Here is a 23,070-nt window from a genome sequence, read left to right as displayed (position 1 = left end):
GGAACTAAAGGGGTGATCTCATTGCAGCGTCTCGTAATGTCAGGCTTCCACCATCCCTGATTCGCTTAATTACGCATGTGACAGCTGCGAGTGTCCCTTTCAAACGTTTATCTCTTGTTAATTTATGATGGTATTATATGCAACATGAGCACGTCATGTCAAGATGATGCGCTTATTCTTTTTCGTCAAAGACAGCGTCCACTTCATATTCCAGTAAATGATCCCAATCGTCATTTTTCAGAAGATCAAGCTGCGCTTCGATGAGCATTTGGAAGCGAGTTCTAAAGACCTTCGATTGTTTCTTCAGTTCTTCGATTTCCATTGCAATCTTTCTTGATTTTGACAGCGCTTCGTTGATAATACGGTCTGCATTTTTCTCTGCTTCACGAATAATCAATTTTGCTTCTTTATCAGAATGACGCTTAACGTCTTCTGCTGCTTCCTGCGCCACAAGAATGGATTTGTTTAATGTCTCTTCAATTGTTGCAAAATGACCTAGTCTTTCGTCAAGCTCGTTTACTTTGTCTTCAAGCTCGTTCTTTTTACGGAGTACGATCTCGTAGTCTTTACGTACTTGGCTTAAAAACTCGTTTACTTCGTCTTCGTCATAGCCGCGAAAGCTTTTTGTGAACGTTTTATTATGAATATCATTAGGTGTTAATGGCAACCTCGCCACCTCCAGATTCAAGTTCGTTATGTCATAAGCTCAAATGTTACTTTGAATTTATCTTTTTTGGTTTTCCCATCAATCGATTTTAGGCTAAAGCGGCCAAATCCCCGAACAGAGAGCTGATCGCCTTCACCGATTGTAAAGGAAGGGTCCTCAGTGACTTTCCAATTGACTTTGACAAGTCCATTTTTGACTAAAAGCTGTGCTTTTTGCCGAGACTGACGGCTGACAGCAGCACATACAGCATCAAGCCGAAGTGAAGAAATGGTATCTTCTTTGATATCAGTCTTCGTCATCACTGGCTTTATATCTGCCTGCGTGATTTCCTCTAATGAAACGGATGCTCTGCCGACATGTGTCAGCTGCGCCCGCACAAAATCGGCGACATCACTTGTACAAATAAACTGCACATCTTCCTCTGAAAATAATAGATCTCCGAATTTTTGACGCTTCAAGCCTGTCCCAATCAATGAGCCGAGAAGCTTCGGGTGTTCTAAGGAAATAAACTTTTTCGCATAGTTCACCTGAAAATATGACAGCTCAACATCTTCAATAGAAGGTTCTAAATAATCAGGATAAATGAGAGCTCTTTTGCGCTCCGCTCCCTCATACCCGCCAAAAAACATGATCCCAAGTTCTTCAGCATGCTGGATGACGGACTCGGTAATAAATTGCTCACGCGGATCAAGGAAGTCTGTTAATTTCATTCGATATTGGTCGAGTGCGATTTTTTTCCAGCCTAACACTTGGTCGACAAATGGCTGTTCGTCTTTTCTAAAATGCTGATAAATATCGCTCATTTTGTTCCCCTCTTATGTAAAAGAGCCTGGCAGTGCCAAGCCCGGCAGCCTGTTTACATGAAGCGCAAAATCATATTGTAAAGACCAGTTAGTCCATATGATGATGCAAAACGAATTACAAGCAATGCCACAATCGGCGAGATGTCAATCATGCCGATTGGCGGAATAATTTTACGAAATGGTTCTAAATACGGTTCGCAAATATTTGTCAGAAAACGGCCAAACACAGTTTCTCTTGCAGATGGCACCCATGACATAAAGATGTAAATAATAATCGCGAATGAGTAAATCGTTAATACCGTTCCTAAAATATTAAAAATGAAATTTAGAATCACTATGATTTACCACCTCTGAGGTTCTTCCTCTGTCAATAGCTCTGATATTGTGCCAGATACATCTACATTATCAGGTGTGCAGAGGAATATATTCGAGCCAATACGCTGGATGTCTCCACCGATTGCATAAACGGTTCCGCTTAAGAAGTCAATGATTCGCTTTGCTTGATCATGCTGAATGCGCTGCAAATTCACGACGACTGCACGTCTGTTTTTAATATGGTCTGCAATCTCCTGCGCTTCTGCATAAACACGCGGCTCACTTAACACCACTTTAGAGGATTTCTGCACGCTTTGCAAGCTGACAACATTTTGTTTTCCTGTCTGCGGGCGCTCTTGAAATGCTGCTTTGTCCTTCGTTCCTTTTTCTTCTTGAAAGGGTTCTCTTTCTTCATCAATATATTCGTACTCATACTCTTCATCGTCGAGAGTGAAAAAGCTTTTAAATTTATTTTTTATGCTCATGTCACGCACCTCCTGTTTCATTTCCAACAAGTGAAGAGCCAATCCGAACGAATGTCGCACCTTCTTCAATTGCGATTTCAAAATCATTTGACATGCCCATCGATAAATGCTGACAAGGTGCATTCACTTGGTTAAGATGTTTTACTTCTTCTTGAAGGTTTTTTAATGCTTTAAAACAGTTTCGAATCACAGTGTGATCCTCTGTAAATGGAGCCATCGTCATCAGTCCTGCAATTTCAATCTGTTTGAAATCAGCGAGCTGTTTCACAAATGGAATGACGTCTTCACTTTTCAAGCCGTGTTTTGACTCCTCAAGTGATGTGTTCACTTGTACAAAACAGCGAACCGTGTGATCCGCTCTTTTTTCAATTTCATTCGCAAGAGACATCCTGTCGAGCGAATGTAAGTAGTCAATTGTCTGAATGACAGATTTCACTTTTCGTGTTTGTAAACTGCCGATAAAGTGCCAGCTAATGTTTTCATCGGTTATGGCCGCCTGCTTTTCCAGTAACCCTTGGTCACGATTTTCACCAAAGTGTAAAATTCCTGCTTCCTTGGCTTCTAGTGCTCGTTCAATCGAGACATACTTTGTCACAGCGACGACCGATACATCTGCTGGATGTCTACCTGCTCTTTTACATGCTTCGTATATTTGTTCATTTATTTGTCTGAGATTCTCTCGTACATTCAATTGCACTTATGCCTCCTTAAACCCGACAAAAGACATCATACGTCCTGTTTTCCCTTGATCACGCCGGTGTGAGAAGAAAAGCTGATCATTGCAGCTTGTGCACATCGAACTGACATGTATGTTTTCTTCTTTTATTCCTGCATGAAGCAATACTTTTTTGTTTAGTGTTTTCAAGTCAATTTTATATTGTCCTTGTGAAATCTCGGAATACACATCCTCTGTTGAAAAAGGAAGCCGTTTCACTTGATCCATGACGACGTCATCGACTATGTAGCAGCAGCTGCCAATGGATGGTCCAATGACGACTTGAATCTGATCGGCCTTGGCACCTTCTTGGCTGACCCATACATCAACCATCTTTGCACCAATTTGCTTGACGGTTCCTTTCCAGCCGGCATGAGCCGTTCCAATTAATCCGTTTTGCGGAGCTAGAAAATAAAGCGGAACACAATCAGCGAAACAAAGAGCGAGCATCATGTTCGTCTCAGACGTATATAAACCGTCTGTACCAGGCAGTGCCTCATCATAATGAAGACTTCCTCTTCCTCTTTGCTCCTTGGTGACTTTCAGGATGCGATCCTCGTGTGTTTGGTCTGCAAACACCCAATCAGAGAGCGGCACAGCAGCAGCATCTGCTATGACTTGACGATTCATTTGTACACTAGAAGCATCGTCTCCTACATGGAGTCCAGTGTTCAATGATTGATATGGAGTAAGGCTGAAGCCGCCATTTTTTGTTGTAAATCCGGCCAATACCTCTTTACCAGAACATGTCATGTTCGTCCAATCATGAATGGTCATTGCATATGGTGATTTCTGCTGAAAGGGGTCATATTTGTGTGTCAAAGCTGCCTCCCACCTTTCATTCATCTCTCTTTATTTCGCTCCTATTTTACCACAAGACATACATAGACAGTTAGTGGGATTCATTAAATATTACACTCAAATGTGCCCTTTCTGCAGGTTTTTTTTCAAATTGATATGAAAACGTAATCTTTTTACCCGAAAAAGACATTGTTTGCTAAGAATGAAGAGTTTATTTTAAGGAAAAATTGAATGATTCATTGAGGAGTTATACGAATTAAGAAGACAAGCGGACAAGTATCACATCTTCGCCAATTTTTACTATATTTCGCCATGGGACAATCATTTCCTCTTCTTTTCCGAAAAATCCCATCATTTTACCTGTGCCGCCAATAATAATCGCTTGGATTTTGCCGCTTGTGACATTAATATCAATGTCCCCAATGGTACCTAGTTTTTTCCCGCTGGATACATCGACGACATCCTTGATTTGGAATTCAGAAATGCTGATCATCTGTCCTTCCCCGCCTTTCGTTTTCTACTATAATATGTATGATGGAAAAGCAGGGACGCAGACCAATAGTTTCTATTATCTACAATTTACTTAAATGCGGACGGCCATTTCTCCACATGACATCTACCGGACATTCAAAAAAAGAAGAAAGTAGGCCGTTTGTCATCATCTCTTTTGTTTCTCCTTGATCAAAAACAGATCCATTTTTTAATAATAAGGTATGCTGAAAAACAGGCAGAATCTCCTCTGCATGATGGGTCGTATAGAGCAAAGTAGGCGCATCAGGTTTTGCTGCAATCAATGAGATGGTCTCCAGCACTTGCTCTCTTGCTAGAAAATCAAGACCCGTCACAGGTTCATCTAAAATCAAGAGCTGCGGATCATTCATTAAAGCCCTCGCAATCAAGACTTTTTGCTTCTCTCCCTGTGAGAGCGTTTCATAAGTTCTGTTGGCATATTTGAATGAACCGAATGCTTTTAATAGATCAATGGCTTTCTCTCTCATTTCATCTGTCGGGGTTTCATAAAGCCCGATAGAAGCAAATGCGCCGCTCAGCACAATTTCAAAAGCATTGTCGTCTCTGTGCAATTTCTTTTCAAGTCCTGCTGAGATGAGACCAATTTTCCTCCTGAGCTTTTCACCAAGAGCCTCCTTGCCAAAGACATGTCCCAGCACTGTCATCTCGCCTGACGTGGGGAAATAATAAGAGCAGAGCATATTTAATAATGCGGTTTTCCCCGCACCATTTAAACCGTAAAGTACCCAGTGTTCCTGCTTGTTCACCTGCCAGTCAATAGACTGCAGGAGCCATTTCCCATTTCGTTTTAATGAAACATTCTTCAATTCAAGTGACACGATAACTTCCTCCTGAGTAAAAATTCTGAATATACAAACAATGAATGTTTACAGCATATCGTAAATGCTCTTTCTGGTAAACCTCATGTAAAAAAGCTGCTCCTTTTTAGGAACAGCTTTTTTACATGGTTACGAAATTTCAATTCGTACGCCTTCTTTTATATCAGGAAACGTGTGCGGGGATGCAAATACAGCTCCTGGTAATACATCATCAAACGGCTCTTGGAAGTAGATCGAAATGTGGCCGAGCTCTTTAAAGTTGTCATTTGCTTTATTGCCGAGGGCTGTGATCGTGTATGTTTGATCGCCCACTTGAATGGTTCCGCCCAGCTTCAGCGGCTCTTCTTCTAGATGTTCGAACTCATGAATAACAGACATATCTCTTAATTCCTGCGGCGCTGCGGGTCCAAATAATACAATCAGCTTATCTTCTTTAAATTGCGGGACTAAGATCCCAATTTCTTTTACGACAGATTGTGTTACCATGTATCTCGATTCCTCCTTTAATACGTTTAATACATACCGAAGCTGGCAACGTATGCGATCACAACAGATAGAACCCCTGTAATGAGACGGCTATACAAAACAGCTGGTACCCCATATTGTACCGTTTCCGGCTTCGCTTCACCAAGTGACAGCCCCACTGGAATAAAATCACACCCTACTTGACCGTTGATGGCAAATAGTGCAGGAAGTGCAAATTGAGGCGGAATGTTTCCTAGTGCGATTTGACTACCAATCAGAACACCGATGACTTGGGCAATGACTGCTCCAGGTCCTAAGACAGGTGATAGGAACGGCAATGTACAGACCACTACGAGCAGTAAGAGCCCCCAAAGAGATCCTGCCAAAGGTGATAGAAAATGGGCAATCAGGTCACCAATTTTTGTATAATTGATAATTCCAATTAACATACTGACAAATGCCATGAATGGAATAATGTTTTTCAAAAGCATATCAACAGAATCACGGCCAGCCTGGTAGAACGTACCGGTGACTTTCCCGATTCCTCGTGAGAATCTCATCAGGAAATTGCCTTTTTCCTGCCGCTCGATATTTTCCTCTTTCAGCTTTGCATACGTCTCTTTGAAATTCTCTTTGTCAATCGACTCACTGTTTTCCTGACCTTCTGCTTTTGCCTCACCATCAGATGCTTCTGCATAGGAAATATCTTTTTCTGTTACGCCTGATACGAAGATATCTTCTGTAATATGTTTAGCAAGCGGTCCAGAAGGAGAGGATGCCAAAACGTCTACAGTAGGAATGCGTTTCATTGGATAAAGTCCGATTCGCGCTGTTCCTCCGCAGTCAATGACAACACACATCATTTCATCTTCTGGTATGGAGTTTTTAAAGCCGTCACATGCTTCTGTCCCTGTCATTTCTGCAATTTTACGTGCAACCGGGTGAATGCCTCCCCCTGTAATGGAAACAACCTTTCTTCTTTTACCAGTTGGTTCAAGCTCTAAACCTTCTCCCCATCCGCCAGCACCTTTTGCAACAAATACTTTGTGGTTTGTCATGTCTAACCCTCCCCTATTATGAATTCGCTTTCATTTTTCCTGCTAAATATTTTGTAATCCATTCAGTAATGATTCCGCGTAGTAAAATGACGACGATCCCGACTAAGAAGTAACGAACAGCAAGCTCTGACATTGAATATCCAGCTTCTTTAATCCCGTTCGCAATTCCTAAGTAGACAAATAGTTCTCCTGCGTTGGCATACGGGAACAGTGATGTCACCGGATGAACAAATGAAACAGCTGAATCATAGAATGCTGGTTTTTGTTTTTCAGGTAAGAAGCGGCCAAACGTATAAGCCATTGGGTTTGTCAAAATAAGAACGGATAAGATCGGCATTAACGTGTAGCGCAAAATGGTATACTTCGCTGCAAACTGAATGGCTCTATTCACTCGCTCTTCTCCAATAAATTTCATGACAGCATAAGTGAAAGTAAGTAACACAACAAGCGTTGGAACGATACCTGTAACAAGGCCCATGAATTGCTTTCCGCCGGCTTCAAACATTCCGATAAAGTGCTCTCCAAACCATTGAATCCATTCCATGTTTCATCTCCCCTTTCTTTAGTTCACATTTGTTATATTTTTTTTCGAAATCGAGACAAGTGCCTGCTCAGCCGCCATGGAAAGTGCTTGCATGACAGCTGGCGCCTTTTTACGTTTTTTCAACGTTTTCTTCATCATGTGGTGCTCGTCCAGCACAGCCCCTACATGCTTGCCTTCATATGAAGGAACTTCTTTAAATTTAGATAAGATCGACACGCCGCCAAGCACATGACATTTTTGAATAATATACGATTCATCCACAATGATGAGCGCAATGGCTCCAGGGCCAACTTTGCGCCGTTCCATTCCTGAAAATAAGTGATAGCCCTGTTTCCCTCTGTAGTCATCAATTAGTGAGTCCATGCTTTTGCGGTAATACTTGATTTGAATAAAAGATAATCCATACTGCACGATGAGAATGATACAAAGTACGATTGCTAATTTTTCCATAGCTTCACGTCCTTATGATTGAAATAAGTGATCTTGTAATGAACGCAGCTTCCAAACGGTTGTGTTTGAATCAAGCTCTACATCATCATGAGTGAGGAACTGTCCTAATTTGATGTCTTTTTTCGCTACGACTTTTCCGCTGATTAAGCCAATCGGAATATGACCGTTCGATTTCATGTCTTGATGCGTTTCAAGTACACCTCTTACGGAGTATCCGCCAATTCCGTCAAGTGATTCTCCTGCTTGAATATCTCTTTTCGCAACAGCGACTGTTTCTGACACTGGTACACCAATCGGGTGGATCGATGAGTCATGCTGTAAGACTGCTTTTGCGATGGTAACAGGTGTTTCAAGACTCGCTAAGTGGAAAGGACGGTAAAGCGTGTAGTGAGGACCTTTTCCAACTTTTAAGTAACGAAGCTCTTCATCTACTGGCTCAAGATCACTCTTGACGATAACGAATACGCCTGGTGCTAGCCCATTTACATATTCAACGACTCCGAAGTTATCGAGCACGCCACCTTGTTGTTTTTGATTCAATTTATCTGCTACATTCTCTAAATTTGCTTCAACCCCGTGCATACCGACTTTATCTGGCAAAAGCCCTGTCGCGTTACTTAATAAGTTCATTTCTGCCATTGTTTTTGTTCCGTCTTGGAAGGCAGCGAGCATATGTGCACTCATATGTTTACTATCTGCTTCTGCTTTACACGTATCTGGATTTGCTTCTGGGAAGAATGGGTTGTTCTTGCCTTTCCCAGCAACGAGCACCTCAAGTCCCATTGTTTTCGCAAATTCATATAATTCTAGTGTTGCTGCCGGTTCGTCACCAGCTGATCCAGAGTAAACAAGTCCTGCATTTGTGAATAATTTATGCATCACCAAACCGATGGTAATATCAACTTCTACATTTAAAAGAACGAGATGTTTTTTTGAATTAAGCGCTTCCAAAGAAATGTTTGCTCCGACTTCTGGAACTCCTGTTGCATCTACGACCACTTCCACAAAATCTGATTGAATCACTTCCCTATAATCATTTGTGACGACCATTTGATGCGGCTTCGCATGCTGCTTGTAAAAATTCGCTGCCTTCTCCGCTGCACTAAGGTGAATATCACAAACACCTGCTACAATCATGCCTGGAATTTTAGAAATTTGTGAAATGAGCCCAAAGCCCATCTGGCCTGCCCCAATAATTCCTACTTTGATTGGATCTCCACTGCGTTCTCGAGCTAACAACTGTTGATAGATTGACATCTAAATCATCCTTTCAGGTTTTCTTGCTTCTCGGGTAGATTGCTAGAAAAATAATCTGAAAATTTTAACAAATGTTATAAAAATTAACAAAAATCTGTTCAATGTAACATTTGTTATTTTATTTATCATTTGTTATGAATTTAGTTTATATGATGTGTCAACTTTGTGTCAAGCTAAAATCGATAAAATTTTCAATCTTTTTGAGTCTAAAGACTCAAAAAAACTACCTAATCATATTAGGTAGTTACTTTAATAAGGCATCTCCTGTTCGTTCATCCGTAATCAATACATGAATTAATCCACCTTCTAATGCTGCCCGGATCGCTTCAATTTTCTCTTCTCCTCCAGCGACACCAATGACTAGCGGGATTTCCTTCAGCTTTTGCGGGCTTATGCCCATTACCCGGTCGTTCCACGGGTGGGGATACACTTCCCCTTGATGATCAATAAAGTTATAGCAAATGTCACCCGCCACATCCTTCGCTTGAAGAATATCCTCCTCACCGCTTGTCATATAAGATTTCACCATCGTTGAATGCTGCGGAACCCCGCCAATTCCGACAACCGCAATATTTGATGATTCTCCTAGTTTAATCACTTTTTTGATTGATGGCTGCCGTATTAGTACGTCCTTCGCTTCTTTCGTATCAAGCATAACAGGCACATGTAAAAACTCACATTTAGATTTGAGTGCTTCTGTGCACCTTGCAATTATATAGTTGGCGTGGATATCAACATCTTCGTTACCCACACCCCCGACAAGCGGAACAAATGTCACGGACGGATAGTGCTGAACTGACGTAATCGCTTTCGCCATTTCATGCAAAGTGGTTCCTGATGAAAAACCGATGACTTGTCCATCCTTTATTACTTTTAACAAAAAGCCTGCCGCTGCAGCGCCAATTCGGCTTTTGGTTGTTTCTTGGCTGAGCGTTTCCACACAGACGACTTCACGCAGCCCATATTTCCGCTCTATTTTTCTTTCCAATGATCCATATTGTTGATTCACTTCATCATGAATAATGATTTCCACGATTCCTGCTTCACGTGCTTTTGCCAAATATTTCGATATGAGCGAACGGCTAACCCCAACAGCTTCTGCTATTTTAGATTGAGTGGCGCCTTCTTCATAGTACATATGCGCAACCTTTATGAGCAGCCTTCTTTCATCATGGAATGTCATAATAACCCTTCTTTCCGCTTAAGTGTTCCCTAACAAATGATATCTAAAATAACATTTGTTAAAAACAGATTAAATGAAAAAAATAACAGAGTCAATACTAGAGACGTGCTCTCTCACAAGAATGAAAAAAGCCGCACATGAAGCGGCGGCTTTAAAAGATATTTTTATTCATTTGTTTGATGGCTGCTTTTTCAAGTCTTGAGACTTGTGCTTGAGAAATCCCGATCTCTTCAGCGACTTCCATTTGCGTTTTTCCCTGGAAGAAACGTTTGCGGAGAATCATTTTTTCTCGATCATTCAATCGGCGCATTCCCTCTTTTAAGGCCAATTCCTCTACCCATTGTGTGTCTTTGTTCCGATCATCACTAATTTGATCCATCACATAAATCGGATCTCCTCCGTCATTATAAATCGGTTCAAACAAAGAAACAGGATCTTGAATCGCATCTAGGGCAAAGACAATTTCCTCATGAGGCACTTCCAGCACTTTGGCAATGTCTTCTGCCGTTGGCTCCTTGCTTGTCTCACTAATCAGCCTCTCACGGACCTGAAGCGCTTTATAGGCAATATCTCTTAGTGAACGAGACACCCGAATCGGGTTGTTATCACGCAAGTATCGTCGGATTTCTCCTATGATCATAGGGACCGCATAAGTTGAAAATCTGACATTGTGGCTTAAATCAAAATTATCAATTGATTTCATTAATCCGATACAGCCTACTTGGAAGAGATCATCCACATACTCGCCTCTGTTGTTAAAACGCTGAATCACACTTAAAACCAACCGCAAATTGCCATTGACTAGCTTTTCTCTTGCTGTATCGTCACCTTCATCTTGCAGCTGTCTGAACAATTTTCTCATCTCTTCGTTTTTCAGAACAGGCAGTTTGGAGGTGTCGACTCCGCAGATTTCCACTTTATTTCTGGACACTTTTTTCCCTCCCTACAGGAGCTGTTGTACAAAGTTCAGTATCTCCTTGGGATGGAAAAATATGCACGATGGATGACGAGAATCATGAGAAAAGAAGTTGATTCCTTTGACAGCAAAGGGACAGAGCTTTCAAAAAAATTTTTTAGACCATTTTGTTAAATTCTTTTTGTAATCGTTTAATAATTCTTTTTTCAAGCCTTGAAATATACGACTGAGAAATTCCTAGCATGTCAGCGACATCTTTTTGGGTTTTTTCTTCACCGCCTACCAAACCGAACCTGAGCTCCATGATCTGCTTTTCGCGGTCATTTAATTGCTCCAGCGCTTTTTTCAAAAGTTTTTTATCTACATTTGCTTCAATATCCCGCGTGATAATATCATCATCTGTTCCAAGTACGTCTGATAAAAGCAGTTCATTTCCGTCCCAATCAATGTTGAGCGGCTCATCAAACGACACTTCTGAACGAATTTTATTATTCCGGCGCAAATACATCAAAATCTCATTTTCAATACATCTCGAAGCATATGTGGCAAGCTTGATCTTTTTTTCTGGGTTAAATGTATTGACTGCCTTAATCAGGCCAATGGTTCCAATACTAATTAAATCCTCAATATTTATCCCTGTGTTTTCAAATTTTCTTGCGATGTAGACCACCAACCGTAAATTTCTTTCGATTAGGATGGCCCTTGCTGTTTGATCACCTTTTGGTAATTTGACAAGCAGTTCCTGCTCTTCATCCTTTGATAATGGCGGCGGCAGCGCCTCACTACCACCAATATAATAAATCTCATCACTCTTTAGACCTAGCTTCATGAGGAGTTTATACCAGTAGTAAGTGAGTTTAAATTTTAATTTTTTCATCTTCTTCTCCCTTCTAAATGTCAAGTTGACCTCGTAAGATAAAAGACATCACCAAAACTTAAGACACCCCTTGGATGATTTTTCCGTCTAACATATCTGGGTGAATGATGGATTGAAATTCCTGATCTGCTGATAAACCGCTTAGACTCATGCCTACAAAACACTTGGCTGGCTTGATCATATGTGTTTTTGAATAAATGATGACCGTATCTGGTTTTAAGCATAGAAGAAACCCGTGATCATGACCGACCGCTCGATATGGAACAAGTCTTAAACGATCAAGAAGCGGAAATTGATCATCGAGCTTTTGCATCACTTCAACAGGATGAGACTGCTTCATAAGCTCTATAAATGGCTCCCCGCAAATGGACATAAGCTGATCGGCCTGAACAATCATCACAGGTGTTTTCGTCATAGGATCATACAGCTGATTGCCAGAATCGACGAGTCCCTTTAGCCGGATGGTCTCTCCGTGAATGTGTATCTCCACAAGTACTTGTTCATCAAACTGTCTTTTTTTCGCACCGACCTCTCCTAATCTTTTCTTTGAGAAGAGCCAAATCGCAGGAAAGCCAGTTAAAACGAAAAGCCAGCTAATGGGATCACCAAAGCCATCATTTTGTGAAATCAGCAGCCCGTTTTGAATAACAGTATTGGTTTGTAAAAACGAATGAACCCCGATCATGCCTCCTCCCATCAAAAATGTGACAAAGTAAAAAGCAAACAGGTTTTGAAAAAAGGAACGAAATCTTTGAAATCCAAAAGTTGCAAGCACGATCAAGACAGAAAAAAGCAGTTTGCCTAGAGGGTGTGACACATACATTGCAAATGGTGTAAAGAGCAAGAAAACAATGCTCGATCCAATCAGAGCTCCTAACATATATCGCCTTTTTTTTACTTGTCGTTTGAGAATAAATGCAGTGAGTAAGAGAAGCAATAGATCAAAACAAAAGTTTAACAGCCAAATCACATCTAAATAAATGACCACCTTCTGCTCCTTTCATCTGAAACAAAGAATCAAAAGCAGTACTTGCACTTGTTTGTACCAGTATAAAACAGCCATGAGATGGAAGTCTGTCAATTCTTGTTGGGGATGATAGAGAACTTTTGGTGGATTGTTATTGTTTTTGTCGAGGAATGAGAGCGCAAAGCAAGGGAGTGTGCTCCTGGACAAGCCTTCAAACAATTGTTCGAAATGAAAAAGACACGCTCCTAGGAGTCGTGCCTTTTTTCAAGGGTCATTTTTCATTGATATTTAATGTGCCTGGAGCCTTTTGTCGTGTGATATTTCCATAATCATCCCGCACAATCACTTCAATGACTGCACCTTTTGCTTTGGCGGTAGAAGTAGCTGTCCAGTAGCCTTCATACGTTCCGTTAGCTACCTCGCGAAGCGGCAGCTCTGTTGTATTTTGCAGCTTTGATCTAACGTTTGTCAGCGGCATATGAATGACAAACGTTGCGTCTAACTTTTCTCTGCTTTTAAATGAAATTTTAACAGACTCACCTGATGATAGATTGACATTCTCTGCTGGTGTCAGCTTCGAAATTTCAGGTGCTTCGTATTGAACATCGATATCGACTTTTTTAGTCGTTTTGTTTCCTGCTGCATCTTTCGCTGTTACTTTGATCGTATTTTTCCCGTTTTCAAGCAGTATTCTTGCAGAATATTTCCCATCTTTTATTGCTGCCTTTTTTCCATTCACAGTGACTTGATCAAGATGATCATCCGTTACCTTTCCTTCTACAGTGAGAGATTCTTTGTTAGACTTTTCCCCTTTTTTCGGTGTATCTATCGTTAGCGATGGGGCTGTTTGATCAATGATCACCTTTACTGATTTGGATTTTTTCGTTGCACCTTTATCCGTAACAGTGGCAGCCGTGAATACATGCTCTCCGCTTGAAACTGTGACCTTCTCTTTGAAAACACCTGACTGGTCTGCTTTCACTTTGGCAATCTCTTCATCGTTTTGATAGATCGCTACATCCAGCCCTGGAGAGGCTTTTCCTTCAATCTCCAGTTCATCTTTGTTCGTGATCGTTCCTGCTTTTGGAGATGTTATTTCTGGTACATCTGCTTCATATTGGACAAGCGCACGAATCATATAATTTCCCTCTTCTTTTGGAGAAGGAGAAAAGGCACCGCTTGTCAGCTGCCAGCTTCTTTCTGCATTTGGTCCATCTTCATCTGTTGCAAGGCCTGGAGATTCCGTATTCTTTTTCGTTTGAATATAGACAAGGTAGAAATCTCCCTCCACCGTAATGGCTTGATCCTCTAAATTTACTTTTGTCCATTCACCATTGCGCAGCGCATTCGCTTTGAAAGGTCCAGCGATTTTCTCACCGGGAGCGCCGTCCTTTCCGGACGCATCATACACTTCAACCGCAAATTCATTTCCGCCAGGGGCTGGCCACTCTGCTGTCCAGAAACGGAAAAGTCCACCTGTAACTTGCGCTTGTTTCTTACCCTTTTCTAATGAAAATTTCACCGCCCAGCCATTGCCAGGATCATAGAACGCCCGCGCATTTTCAGCTGTTCCGTCATCGTAGCCAATTTCGCCAGCAAAACCGATGAAAGGTTCCAGCTTAATTGCTTTTTCAAGCGGCTTTTCTGTCACATCTGCTGTAAATGAATATCCTTTAAACCCTTTCGCAAATACTTTGACTGTATACACACCGCTCAATGCCTCTAGAGAAAACTCGCCAGATCCATCTGTTTTGACCGGCTCAATTTTCGCATCCTCTACAAGATAAACCGTGGCATCCTTGACTTTTTCACCCGTTGTTTCGTTTACAATTGTGCCGGAGATCGTTCGTTTCTCAAGTGGCTGCAAAGAGAAATTCGCCTCTGCCGTGTCATTTGAGGGAATATTGACTTTTTGGGTGCGTGATTCAAATCCATATGCTTCAGCTTTCACTGTAAACTCCCCTGCACCATGAGAAAGTTGATATCTCCCTGTCGCTTCATCTGTGTACGTGGATTTGCCGCTTTCAAGAACACTGATTTCTGCCTTCATCGGAAGAGCTTTGATAGACGGAGCATCTAAGCTTTTTTCCTTTTTCATCTGGACATGTTTTTCTTTTATTTTAGCAGGCTTTGCCCTTTTCGGATCAACGGGTTTCTTCTGCTCCTGTGCTGGCTTTTCTTTTTTGATGATGCCAAGTTGTTTCTTTGCCTTTTGAGGCAAGGCTTCATCTGTTATTTTCACATCATCTAAATAAAAACCGTCTTTTGTCACACTGCCATCCGTTCTGAGCTGAAAAATAACCCTCACATTTTGGCCTTTGTAGGCAGATAAATCAACTTCTCCTTTTGTCCATGCACTTGTTTTGCCTGTGTAGGCTGCCACCTGGACAGCATCTTCCCCCTCAGGCTGCACATGAATATGCACATAGTCATAATTTGCTTCAAGGTCATGCCAGTATTGATATTGTAAAAAGGAGGAGCCTGACTCAGGTACAGCAATCATCGGCATGGATAAATGAGCATCTGTTGAATTTTCATAAGGACTGTCTAGGTTTGTGGCGTAAACATGATCTCCAGTAAAGGCTTGATTCGGACCTGTGGTCGGCTTTCCCCACTGCCAAGGATCTTTTGTTCCACCACTGAACCATCCACTAGGCCATGCTTCAAAATCTTGCGAGTAGCCAGTCGTGATGGATGTTCTAATCGGAAGCGTATACGGTTCTGATGCGGCTTCATTTTCTCCAAAATCTTTCACAATCCATCGGTACGTGACATTTTCTCCCTCAAGTTCTGGTAGCTGGACAACATATGTCCCTTTTAAATGATTTCCATCCGTACGTTTTGCTTGCAGCGTCTCCCTTTTCCCTTGATCCACTTGATAGCTCAAGGAGACATTTGTCACAGCTACTTCATCTTCTGCTGTGATGCTTAGAGGAGTTGGCGTAGAGGCAAAAATTTCATTCGGTCCTTTATGAGAAAAAACAGGTGGTTCTGTATCTTCTCCTTCTTTTGTTACCTGTCCTTCAATCTTGCCAATTCCATCTGTTAATGCTGTGATCGCCTCTCTTGCATCAACTAATCCTGCCCCATAGCCATTGTTAGGGGATTCCGGGAATTGCTGATCTGTCAGCGCCTTTGCAGTATCAATGAGAATTTCTTCGATCTCTTCCACAGACAGATCTGCCTGTACTTGGCGAAGAAGAGCCACAACAGCTGAAACATGCGGACCTGCCATCGAGGTTCCATTCCAGCCATCCTCATACCCTTTTCCAGGTATAGAAGAACGAATGTTTACCCCTGGGGCCGCAATATCTGGTTTCATGACGCCATATGGAGAGGGACCTTGCAAAGAGAAAGAACCCAATTTATTGTTTTGATCTGTTGCACCCGTCGCAAAGGCTTCTGGATAGTTCGCAGGATTTGCAATAGATCCCTCACCGCCAGGGTTAAATAAATCCGTATTACCAGCTGAAAACTCTGGGAAGATATCTGCCGCTCTCCAAGCATTGACCACATCTTTATACCAATCATCAAGACCAGGCCCGCCGCCCCAAGAATTATTGACTACATCTGGTGCCTTTTCTGGATGAGGGTTTCCGTTTTCATCTTTTGGAGCTAAAATCCATTCACCTGCGTCAAGCAGATCAGCATCTGATCCACCATCTTCTGAGAAAGCTTTCACCGCAATCCATTTTGCACCTGGTGCGACGCCAATTTGATTCTCTCCATTTGGCTCAGAGCCAACCATCGTTCCCGTCACATGTGTACCATGCTCTAAATCATCGTATGGCGTTTCAGAACCTGTCGTTGCATCGTACCAATTGAATTCATGAGAAGGTTCATTCGGACGTGCAGGATCAAAACCGCGGTACTTTTCTTTTAATGCAGGATGATCCCATTCCACACCTGTATCAATACTTGCCACAACGGTACCAGTACCGTCATAGCCTAAAGCCCACGCTTCTGGGGCATGAACTTGAGAAATATTCCACTCGATTCCATCTGCTGCTTTGATTTGTTTGTTCGGCTTTGAAGTCTTCAAATCAACAGGACGATGAATTTGACGGATTTCATTTGGTAGCACTTGATCTACTTCTGGGAAGGAAGCCACCTTTTCCATGACTTCTTTCGTTCCCGTCACAGCGAGACCATTCACAATATAGTACGAATGAATAGCCTTCACTTGGTTTTTCTTTTGTGCCTTTTGTAAATAAGCAAGCAGCGTTTCCTGCGTCTCTTCAGATGTTGCTCTTAGTTCTGATACAACTGCTGATCTTTTTGTGTACTGCGTTTTAGCAGCTGTTAACTTCTGTTTTTTGGCTATTGACACAGCATCCTTCGCCACTTTTTTCACATTTGTTTGTTCCTTCATTTTGACTAAAAAGGTCACCTTGTCTTCTTGTTGAAACTGTTTCATTAATCTAGATGATATCTTTGCTTTTGTTTTTTTGGAGGAAACAGCTTCCTCTTGATATGAGGTAGAAGTCGATTTTGCTTGAACCATTCCAAAGCTTGTCATCGTTAAAGTACCAATCACCAAAAGACTCATCAAACGATAGCCGGCGGTTTTGCGAAACTTCACTTTCAATCAAATCCCTCCTCCTCAAATGGTCAAACAGAGTGTGGGTCTCACTCCTCCCTTTCCTTTGTTCATGACAAGATTCATGGTGTTCTATTTAATGTAGTCAAATAAAGATCATCATTTTGTCGCTTTTTGTAATAGGATTTAAAAATGATTCTTTTTACTTAATCACTCTAAGTCAAAATACATATGTTGAATGAAGTAATCCAGACACATTCAAGACTTTTTATTCAGAAGAGATGCTGGTTTGATTATATTTGAGACATGAAAAAAATCCCCTTCCAATGGAAGGGGATGAGTGATACTCGACTAGCGTTTATTACGATTGCGCAAGAACGTTGGGATATCCAGCGTATCATCGCTAGATTGTGTATTTTGTCTCGGCTGAGATGATGGCTGCTGATGTTCCTCACGTTTGACTTCACGCTTTTGAGGAATGGATTGATTTTGCTTTAATCCTTGTCCTAATGGATTTCTTTGTGGTTTTGTCACTTCTGGCTCTTGCTCAATAAATCCAGTTGCGATAACCGTTACCACAATTTCATCCTTCAAGTTATCATTAATGACAGACCCGAAAATCATGTTTACATCTTCGTCAGATGCAGAAGCAACAATATCCGCTGCTTCTTGTACCTCATAAAGACTTAGGTTCGTACCACCAGTAATATTCATGATGACACCTTGTGCACCATCGATTGCCGTTTCCAGAAGTGGTGAAGAAATAGCTTTCTTCGCAGCTTCAGCAGCACGATTTTCACCAGTTGCGACACCAATACCCATAAGAGCAGAACCTTTATTAGACATGATCGTTTTCACGTCAGCAAAGTCAAGGTTGATTAAACCTGGTGTAGCAATAAGATCTGAGATCCCTTGAACACCTTGTCGTAGTACGTTATCTGCTGCACGGAATGCTTCAAGCATTGGCGTGTTTTTATCAACAATTTCAAGCAAGCGATCGTTTGGAATCACAATTAATGTGTCAACTGCTTCTTTCATAGAAGCAATTCCTTCTACTGCTTGAAGCTGACGTTTTCTTCCTTCAAATGTGAAAGGACGAGTCACGACTCCAACTGTCAATGCACCAGAATCTTTTGCGATTTTTGCAATGACAGGTGCAGCACCCGTACCAGTTCCACCGCCCATACCAGCAGTTACAAAGACCATGTCAGCGCCTTTTAATACTTCTTCAATCTGTTCTTTGCTTTCTTCAGCAGCTTTTTTACCGACTTCAGGATTCGCACCTGCTCCAAGCCCTCTTGTCAGCTTAGCACCGATTTGCATTTTCGTTTCTGCTTTTGATAGATTTAACGCCTGTGCATCTGTATTGACTGCAATGAAATCGACACCTTGTACGTCATTTTCGATCATTCGGTTGACAGCGTTATTTCCGCCTCCACCTACTCCGATTACTTTAATTGATGCTAGGCCGTCTATATTTGTTTCAAACTCCAACATGCTGAATCCTCCTAATCCGTCGAAAATCTAATTCTATTCCCAGAACATATTAAATAGTTTTTTCATTTTGCCCGGTTTTTTATTTGTCTCTTCTTGTGCTTTTTGTTTTACTTTCGGTCTTGGCTGCGCTTCTTTCACTTGTGGTGCAGAAGAAACCGGCTCCATGGATGCGCCTACTTCATGAAACGCCTCATCCGGCATTTGGAATCCAACCTGTCTGCCCTGAATCTTTGCATTGCGATAAGCAAAGTGGATCAGACCCACTCCTGTCATATACTGAGGTTCTCTCACTCCAATATAATTCGGACTTGCAATTCTAACATTGTTTTGCAAGACCGTTTGTGCAAGAGAAAGGATACCTGGTATAGCTGCCTGTCCACCTGTTAGAACGAATCCGCCAGGCAAATCATGGACACCCATATTTCTTAATTCCTCTGCCACAAAGAGCAAGATTTCTTCCAGCCGAGCTTCGATGATATTAGCCGCTTCAAGCTGTGTATACGTCTGTTTCTGATCAGTACCGATGACAGAAACTTCAAATGTTTCCTCAGACGATGCCTCATCATAAAACGCATGTCCAAATTGTTTTTTGATTCGTTCAGCTTCTTCAGTAGAAGTTCTAAGTCCTATAGACAAATCTTTTGTAATGTTCTCTCCGCCCAAAGGGATACTGTGAGTAGAATAGAGATGCCCGTTTTCAAATACGGAAATCGTTGTAGATCCGCCGCCAATATCGACGAGAGCTACCCCTAGATTTTTTTCATCTTTCGATAATGCTGCTGAGCCTGATGCGAGCGGCTGCAAGCAAATATCCATAATTTCAATTCCAGCTCTCTCTACACATCGGAGCCAGTTATGTAGAATCGTTTTAGAACCTGTAATCAACGATCCATCCACCTCTAGCCGAACACCAAGCATTTTTTTCGGATCAGTGATCTCATCTCTTCCGTCGACGATAAATTGCCTCGGGATGACGTCTACGACGAGATGTTCTTGAGGAATAGATACTACCTGTGCAGCATCTAAGACACGTCTCACATCTTCAGCATGTATTTCTTTGTTTTCACTAGATACTGCGACCACGCCGCTCGTATTCTGAATATGAATGTGGTTTCCGTTAATTCCGACAATCGCCTTTTGTAAAGGAAAACCTACCATTCTTTCAGCCTGTTCAAATGCTTGTCTAATAGAATGAACTGTCTCATCTATATCAACAATCGATCCTTTTTTTAACCCTTCTGAAGGGACATTTCCAACACCTATAATGTTAAGCGAATCATCCGCCATTTCTCCGACGATGACTTTTATATTGGATGTACCGATGTCAAGGCTGACGTAAATTTCATTGTTGTTCATTCTATGGCACCTCCTCACATATCAATACTTTCTATTCTATTATTTGCTGAACAACAATACAATGAATGTGTTTTTACAAGTGTGTAACAAAACTTAAAAAATCAACATTTTTTATTAGGATTACTGAAAATATTCGTTACATCATATGTATATCCTTTTTTATGACTCACTTTTTTTCTTTTTTTCTCTAGAAATTGTCCATTTAGTTAGTAGAATTCTTCGAATAACTGCTATATTTTGAAACAATCTAACGCCGAAAGCAAACATTCCGACTAAGTACAAGTCTACACCAAGATGGACGCCCAGAAAAGCTAAACTTATTGCAAGTATAATATTAAAAAAGAAGCCTGATACAAACACTAGTTCATCGTATGCCCCTTGCAGATGTGCCCTGATTCCACCAATCAATGTATCAAGTGCAGCAAGTACAGCGAGGGAAAGATAATTAGAATACTCATTCGGTATCGTAAAATTTGTTAAGAAACCGATCGCAACTCCTATGATTAAGCCAAGTACAGGAAGCCACATTAAGATTTTCCCTCCTTTACATCGTCAAGAGGCTTCAACTCGTTTACCTGAATTGCACCGTCATATGCTTTTAGTTGAATTTGTTGCTTTGGCTGGCTAATACTCAAACCGAAATTTTCCTGAGCAAACAAATCACCAATATCTGATACATTTAAACGGCTGTATAATTTGTCGGCCTGGTCGCTGATCATCTTGATGGTCACTTCATCACCATCTAAGCTGTAGCCATCCATTTTCGTCGTGCCATTAATATCTCGAATCACACTTGTATTAATCACACGGTGGTCATTAATGGAAATATACTTTGCTCCATACATATTGGCTTCGTTGATTAGCTTTTTCAGAAGATCAGGCGGGATATTTTTCACTTCTTCTCCAGTCAGGTCCTTAGAGAAGAGCTGAGAGATGTCAACTTCTATTCCCTCCCCTGTCACTTCTGTAAAACCAGCCTTTTCTTTTAAATCTTTTAATGTTTTCGTTAGTTGAGCTTCTTTTGATTGATCACCTTGATGACCATACTTTTTCAGCATTTCATCGTATTTATCAATTTCTTTCAGTAAATCCAATTCTTTACTTTTAGATGCAGATAAATCCTCTCTTAGCTCCCACACATCGCGAGTATCACGAACTTTGGGCTTTTGCAATGAGTTAAATTGGATGGAGACCATGATGCCGAATATCACCATTAAGACTGTCAAACTAAGTAAAGGCTTCTTTTTCCTCAACACCACTCACCTTTTCACTTTTAATCTTTGTGTTTTAAAAGAGGATTCATACGAATATCCTTTTTTTCAATCGTCATCGAAATATGATCACTTGTCAGCTGATCGACCACTCCTCCTGCAATATTTAATGCAGGTATTAACACAGCCGGATCACCGATAGCAGAAATGACAAACGGCGCTGGATGCTGTACACCGTCAACTGTGACAACTGGGCCGTTACAATGTATGTATGATTGGTGTGTAATTCTCTGTCCATTAATAGATACGGCAGAAGCTCCTGATATAAATAGTTCGTTTATCACATGAAAAATGTGGCTCTCATGAACAATGTAATTATTGACATTTTGTCCACTCGGGATATAAGATGCATCTTCAAGGGATACTTTTACCCCTTTTCCTTTTACGCCGATCTCTCCTGTAAACATCCTGTATTTCTCAACATCTTCCAATACATTAAAATACTGCTCTTTTTCATTTTTCAAATTGGACTCAGTGGCTTGAACCTGTGATTGAAGGCTGTATAATTCTTTTTCAAGTTTCTGATTCGCCTTTTCTTGCTTTGTCAGCTGACTTTTCAAGGAGTATTCTTTTTTCCATTGCTCTGTGCGAATGACCTCTGCCTGATGCTGCTTAGTATATTGGTATGAAAAAGAAATCAGAAAACCAAGAACAAGCATTACAATTGAGAATATAACTGTTTTGCCTCTCAACGTTCATCTTCCTTTTTCTTAGATTTAAACGCTTCAAAATACGTCGCGACTTCCATATGGATTGTACCTTTTTCAGAAGGTGAAAGTTCTTTTACAATGGCAGGATAAGTTTTCATTTTATCAGCGAATGTTTTAATTGATGCAATCACAGTGTTCCCATCATTCATATAAAATTTAACGAGCCATTGGTTTGAGCTTGTCGGCACATAATATATTTCAGAGATGAGTTCCTGAATAGAGGCTGGCAGCTGATTCAAAGATCTTACAGTTAGCTTCAGCTTCTCTTTATTGTCCCAATCCACAAAAATAGGTCCTGCATGACTTGGTGTGACTTCTTCTGGTAATGCTGTCCCATTTTCAAGAAGCTCATAGTATAGATTTCCCTTTTGAAGATACGCAATATTGGCATATTCTTTGACAGCAATACTGACCTTATTCGGAAAATGTTTTTTGATACTAACACTTTTAATTAGTTTGTTTTGTTTAATATGATCTGCTGTTAAATCTTTATTTAAATTCCAAAACTCTGTTTCGCCTTCTTTAATTTGGGAAAGTTTCACAAGTTGTTTTGTAGGGACATGCTCGTTACCCGTAATAGTTAAAGAAGAAATTTTACTGATTGGTGTCTGCAAATAAATAATGATTAAAACCATGATAAAAAACAGTAGAATAAAAGAGATTAGTCTCCGGTTCGCTTTCTGCTTCCTTTGTTCTTTAATTTTAGGAATTCGTTCTTCTATATTGACGATCTTTTCATTTTCATGATCAGGCCGCATGTATATTCTTCACCCCATTCAAAGCTGCTTGTCCACACCTTTGGGTCATCATTTTGATGAGAAAACAAACGGCATTCTTTCATGCC

At 41.0% G+C, this 23,070-nt stretch carries 24 protein-coding genes and 1 other annotated feature (1 of these 25 cut by a window edge); all 24 genes read right to left on the bottom strand.

Translation table 11 applies throughout. The features are described 5' to 3' along the window. Window positions 1-113, bottom strand: a binding site (T-box leader) (it extends 124 nt beyond the left edge of the window). A 59-nt stretch (window positions 114-172) separates the two neighbouring features. Continuing rightward, complete coding sequence (locus C9414_RS11020; protein ID WP_008344947.1) at window positions 173-667, bottom strand: DivIVA domain-containing protein; 495 nt, start codon at window positions 665-667, stop codon at window positions 173-175. Between the two features lie 26 nt (window positions 668-693). Further along, on the bottom strand, window positions 694-1,470 hold the full coding sequence (locus tag C9414_RS11015) for a YlmH family RNA-binding protein (RefSeq protein ID WP_107163626.1): 777 nt from the start codon (window positions 1,468-1,470) through the stop codon (window positions 694-696). Window positions 1,471-1,523: 53 nt separating this feature from the next. Next, a complete protein-coding gene (locus tag C9414_RS11010; protein WP_107163625.1) occupies window positions 1,524-1,805 on the bottom strand; it encodes a YggT family protein in 282 nt (93 codons plus the stop codon). Window positions 1,806-1,811: 6 nt separating this feature from the next. Beyond that, the gene (locus C9414_RS11005; RefSeq protein ID WP_107163624.1) at window positions 1,812-2,270 is read right to left on the bottom strand and encodes a cell division protein SepF; all 459 of its coding nucleotides are present in this window, start codon (window positions 2,268-2,270) and stop codon (window positions 1,812-1,814) included. A gap of 1 nt (window position 2,271) precedes the next feature. After that, on the bottom strand, window positions 2,272-2,961 hold the full coding sequence (locus C9414_RS11000; protein ID WP_258182623.1) for a YggS family pyridoxal phosphate-dependent enzyme: 690 nt from the start codon (window positions 2,959-2,961) through the stop codon (window positions 2,272-2,274). Between the two features lie 6 nt (window positions 2,962-2,967). Next, a complete protein-coding gene (gene pgeF, locus C9414_RS10995) occupies window positions 2,968-3,831 on the bottom strand; it encodes a peptidoglycan editing factor PgeF (RefSeq protein ID WP_107163622.1) in 864 nt (287 codons plus the stop codon). Between the two features lie 211 nt (window positions 3,832-4,042). Beyond that, window positions 4,043-4,279, bottom strand: a complete 237-nt coding sequence (locus C9414_RS10990; RefSeq protein WP_008344958.1) for a YlmC/YmxH family sporulation protein — start codon at window positions 4,277-4,279, stop codon at window positions 4,043-4,045. A gap of 79 nt (window positions 4,280-4,358) precedes the next feature. Next, the gene (locus C9414_RS10985; protein WP_107163621.1) at window positions 4,359-5,135 is read right to left on the bottom strand and encodes an ABC transporter ATP-binding protein; all 777 of its coding nucleotides are present in this window, start codon (window positions 5,133-5,135) and stop codon (window positions 4,359-4,361) included. Between the two features lie 129 nt (window positions 5,136-5,264). Beyond that, window positions 5,265-5,621, bottom strand: coding sequence for a PTS glucitol/sorbitol transporter subunit IIA (locus tag C9414_RS10980; RefSeq protein WP_007499733.1), 357 nt, complete (start codon window positions 5,619-5,621; stop codon window positions 5,265-5,267). 26 nt (window positions 5,622-5,647) lie between these two features. Then, a complete protein-coding gene (srlE, locus tag C9414_RS10975) occupies window positions 5,648-6,658 on the bottom strand; it encodes a PTS glucitol/sorbitol transporter subunit IIB (protein ID WP_024426936.1) in 1,011 nt (336 codons plus the stop codon). A gap of 16 nt (window positions 6,659-6,674) precedes the next feature. After that, window positions 6,675-7,202 carry a PTS glucitol/sorbitol transporter subunit IIC gene (gene srlA / locus C9414_RS10970; RefSeq protein WP_047202115.1) on the bottom strand — a complete coding sequence of 176 codons (528 nt, stop codon included), beginning with the start codon at window positions 7,200-7,202 and terminating at the stop codon, window positions 6,675-6,677. A gap of 18 nt (window positions 7,203-7,220) precedes the next feature. Continuing rightward, window positions 7,221-7,652, bottom strand: a complete 432-nt coding sequence (locus tag C9414_RS10965; protein WP_041084924.1) for a transcriptional regulator GutM — start codon at window positions 7,650-7,652, stop codon at window positions 7,221-7,223. A gap of 12 nt (window positions 7,653-7,664) precedes the next feature. After that, the gene (locus C9414_RS10960; RefSeq protein ID WP_039178366.1) at window positions 7,665-8,909 is read right to left on the bottom strand and encodes an NAD(P)H-dependent oxidoreductase; all 1,245 of its coding nucleotides are present in this window, start codon (window positions 8,907-8,909) and stop codon (window positions 7,665-7,667) included. 244 nt (window positions 8,910-9,153) lie between these two features. Next, entirely contained in the window at window positions 9,154-10,092 is a 939-nt protein-coding gene (locus C9414_RS10955; RefSeq protein WP_047202113.1) for a sugar-binding transcriptional regulator, read from the bottom strand. Between the two features lie 151 nt (window positions 10,093-10,243). Then, window positions 10,244-11,023 carry an RNA polymerase sporulation sigma factor SigG gene (gene sigG / locus C9414_RS10950; RefSeq protein ID WP_024424250.1) on the bottom strand — a complete coding sequence of 260 codons (780 nt, stop codon included), beginning with the start codon at window positions 11,021-11,023 and terminating at the stop codon, window positions 10,244-10,246. Window positions 11,024-11,165: 142 nt separating this feature from the next. After that, entirely contained in the window at window positions 11,166-11,885 is a 720-nt protein-coding gene (gene sigE / locus C9414_RS10945) for an RNA polymerase sporulation sigma factor SigE (protein WP_007499746.1), read from the bottom strand. A gap of 58 nt (window positions 11,886-11,943) precedes the next feature. Further along, window positions 11,944-12,873: a sigma-E processing peptidase SpoIIGA gene (gene spoIIGA, locus C9414_RS10940; protein WP_107163620.1), complete on the bottom strand. Its 930-nt coding sequence runs from the start codon at window positions 12,871-12,873 to the stop codon at window positions 11,944-11,946. A 250-nt stretch (window positions 12,874-13,123) separates the two neighbouring features. Next, window positions 13,124-17,440: a S8 family peptidase gene (locus C9414_RS10935; RefSeq protein WP_107163619.1), complete on the bottom strand. Its 4,317-nt coding sequence runs from the start codon at window positions 17,438-17,440 to the stop codon at window positions 13,124-13,126. A 303-nt stretch (window positions 17,441-17,743) separates the two neighbouring features. Beyond that, complete coding sequence (gene ftsZ / locus C9414_RS10930; RefSeq protein WP_024424252.1) at window positions 17,744-18,889, bottom strand: cell division protein FtsZ; 1,146 nt, start codon at window positions 18,887-18,889, stop codon at window positions 17,744-17,746. A 33-nt stretch (window positions 18,890-18,922) separates the two neighbouring features. Next, a complete protein-coding gene (gene ftsA, locus C9414_RS10925; RefSeq protein WP_024424253.1) occupies window positions 18,923-20,245 on the bottom strand; it encodes a cell division protein FtsA in 1,323 nt (440 codons plus the stop codon). Between the two features lie 159 nt (window positions 20,246-20,404). Continuing rightward, window positions 20,405-20,773 (bottom strand): small basic family protein, encoded by a 369-nt coding sequence (locus C9414_RS10920; RefSeq protein WP_003210988.1) that lies wholly within the window; start codon window positions 20,771-20,773, stop codon window positions 20,405-20,407. Then, window positions 20,773-21,498, bottom strand: a complete 726-nt coding sequence (locus C9414_RS10915) for a DUF881 domain-containing protein (protein ID WP_107163618.1) — start codon at window positions 21,496-21,498, stop codon at window positions 20,773-20,775. Before C9414_RS10915 ends, C9414_RS10920 begins: the two co-directional genes overlap by 1 nt. Window positions 21,499-21,518: 20 nt before the next feature. Further along, entirely contained in the window at window positions 21,519-22,208 is a 690-nt protein-coding gene (locus C9414_RS10910; RefSeq protein WP_039178348.1) for a DUF881 domain-containing protein, read from the bottom strand. Next, window positions 22,205-22,984: a cell division protein FtsQ/DivIB gene (locus C9414_RS10905; RefSeq protein ID WP_107163617.1), complete on the bottom strand. Its 780-nt coding sequence runs from the start codon at window positions 22,982-22,984 to the stop codon at window positions 22,205-22,207. Before C9414_RS10905 ends, C9414_RS10910 begins: the two co-directional genes overlap by 4 nt. Between the last annotated feature and the right edge of the window lie 86 nt (window positions 22,985-23,070).

Origin of the sequence: Bacillus sp. Nf3, from assembly GCF_003028545.1 — a bacterium.
GTDB classification, from domain to species: Bacteria; Bacillota; Bacilli; order Bacillales; family Bacillaceae; genus Bacillus; species Bacillus safensis.
The sequence above is the reverse complement of the archived record's forward strand: the minus strand, read 5'-3'. Positions and strand labels throughout refer to the sequence as shown.